The sequence below is a fragment of the Streptomyces deserti genome, from assembly GCF_054782695.1.
This window is the reverse complement of the sequence record NZ_BAAGRZ010000099.1, coordinates 1-1,976: the sequence shown is the minus strand read 5'-3', so window position 1 is coordinate 1,976 and position 1,976 is coordinate 1. Positions and strand designations below refer to the sequence as shown.

Genomic DNA, 1,976 nt, shown 5'->3' with positions numbered 1-1,976 from the left:
CCGCGCGACGGCGCAGCTCAAGCGGGTAACGGGAGGGTCGTGCCATGACTCAATCCTTTCACGGAATCGAGTCTCTACCTGACACGGGGCGGTTCAAAGCGGTTGGCCACGAAAGTCGTGCGCAAGCTCGACAACGGGCTACGGCGACTACGCGCAGCGGACTGCTACACCCGCCATCCGGTCTCGCAGTACATCGTGCGCAAGAAAGACCAGATCAGGCGAGGCACACGACGGGTTCCGGAGAAGGTCATCACGCTTACGCCCGCGATACTTCAGTAGCTCAAGCAACGGCATTGGGACAACGGGATCAAGTGGCGGGCGATGCTGGCCGACTTCCCGCCGTGGGACCGGGTCTACTCGTTCTTCCGCCGCTGGCGGGACCATGCCCTGGTCAAGGAGTTCCATGACCGGCTGCGCGGCCAGGTCCGTGAGCGGCTGGGGTGGGATGTGGAGCCGACGGCCGGGGTGATCGATTCGCAGTCGGTCATACCGAACCCTGCGGCCAACTCCTGGCAGGTCAGGGGCCCCTGATGGAGCCGGCGCCGGTCCGCGAGCGCCTTAAGGATGCGCTGGTAGTCCACCGACAGCACCGACCAGGCCAGCCCCTCACGCCACACCGGCACCTGCGACTTCGGCTTCGCCGCGTCCCGGGGCGCCGGCTGTCCGTCCGCATCCCGCGGATCCGGGGGGACCTCCGTCTCGGCGGTGGTGTCGCCGTCCGGAGCCAGCACCGCATCGACCCGTCTGCGGGCGATCGCCCACTCCTGCCATTCCTGCTCGGCCGGGGCCAGTTCGGCCTGGACGCGATCGGCCTCGTCGCGCAGTTCGTCGACTCGACGACGAGCGGCGACCTCGTGCTGTTCCAGCAGTCCGACAACTGACGGCATCCGCGACCTCCCGGGGAACGACGACCCAACAGGCCACCACTCCCACGGAACCCCCGCTCCTATCCCCGACCAGCGGAAACGCAGCGATCACGTCCGGAAAGACAACAGCTTCTAACACCCTGAGACCAGCGCAAGCGCCTGGTTCAAGTGGTGCTCGGCAATTCCCTGCATGAACGCGCGGTCGGGGAAGTCTCCGTCGAGCAGCCGAAGCGGCCCCGCCGTCCAGGGACAGATGCTGGGTGAGCTTATAGAGGGCCAGCCGGTCCTCGTCGAGGTCCTCCACTGCCAACCGACGGTATTGGTCCTCGGAATGGCGGAGCCGCAGGAACACGTGCTCCCACTCGACGTCGAAGTACAGCAGCTCCTCGAAATCGATGACGACCGGGTTACCGTCCCGGTCCACCAGCACGTGATCCAGCCCCAGCTCGCCATGGACAACCGAGTACTCCGCACGCGGCCGCACCGCCGCGGCGAGTTCACGCAGCCGCTCCTCCAGCCTGCCGTGAGCGTCCGCGATCCTCCGGTCACGGGACGCTGCCTCGGCGAGGCAGCGCAGCGCAAACTCAAGCGCTGCCTCCTCACACGACGCCGCTCAGGACCTTCCCCCCTTGTCGATCTGGGCCACCTTGCCGAACGACGGCGCTCGATGGCGTCGCATCGCCGCCAGGGCATCGGCGAGGCGGGCCATCGTCGGCTCTGCGGCGCGCGGGTCGCGGTTGAACAGGTCCATCAGGTCCTCGCCGGGGAAGTCCTCCACGATCGCCAAGTCGGCCGGGTAGTGAGTGCGGTCCCGGTCGACCAAGTGGACCTCGGGGACCCGCAAGCCGAGCGAGGCCAGGCGCGCGTGGCTGGCCTCGAACAAGTCAAGCCCGACACCGGGCGAGAACGGGTCGGTGAGATCGCCATCGCCCTTAGACGTCGTCTCATTTGGTGAGTCTGCGGTAGCAGATGAGGCTGCAGGCGATGGCGGTGAAGGCCAGGAAGTGTTCGGCCTTGCGTTCGTAGCGGCGGTGCAGGCGTCGGCAGCCGCCCAGCCAGGACATGGTGCGCTCGATCGTCCAACGGTGCCGGCCGAGCCGGGTGGAGGAC

The 1,976-nt window shown here is 67.5% G+C and carries 2 protein-coding genes and 1 pseudogene; all 3 read right to left on the bottom strand.

The window, feature by feature from the left end; translation table 11 throughout:
• Window positions 1–353: 353 nt before the first annotated feature.
• Complete coding sequence (locus ACYVMZ_RS39255) at window positions 354–887, bottom strand: hypothetical protein (protein WP_461088090.1); 534 nt, start codon at window positions 885–887, stop codon at window positions 354–356.
• 111 nt (window positions 888–998) lie between these two features.
• Window positions 999–1,800: pseudogene (locus ACYVMZ_RS39250) on the bottom strand (phosphotransferase family protein); the annotation flags it as partial.
• A 10-nt stretch (window positions 1,801–1,810) separates the two neighbouring features.
• On the bottom strand, window positions 1,811–1,976 hold a 166-nt coding region (locus tag ACYVMZ_RS39245; RefSeq protein WP_461088092.1), incomplete at its 5' end, for a transposase.

Bases quoted from the DNA above. Each gene is read 5' to 3' on its own strand.
- ACYVMZ_RS39255 (WP_461088090.1), bottom strand. From the start codon at position 887: ATGCCGTCAGTTGTCGGACTGCTGGAACAGCACGAGGTCGCCGCTCGT.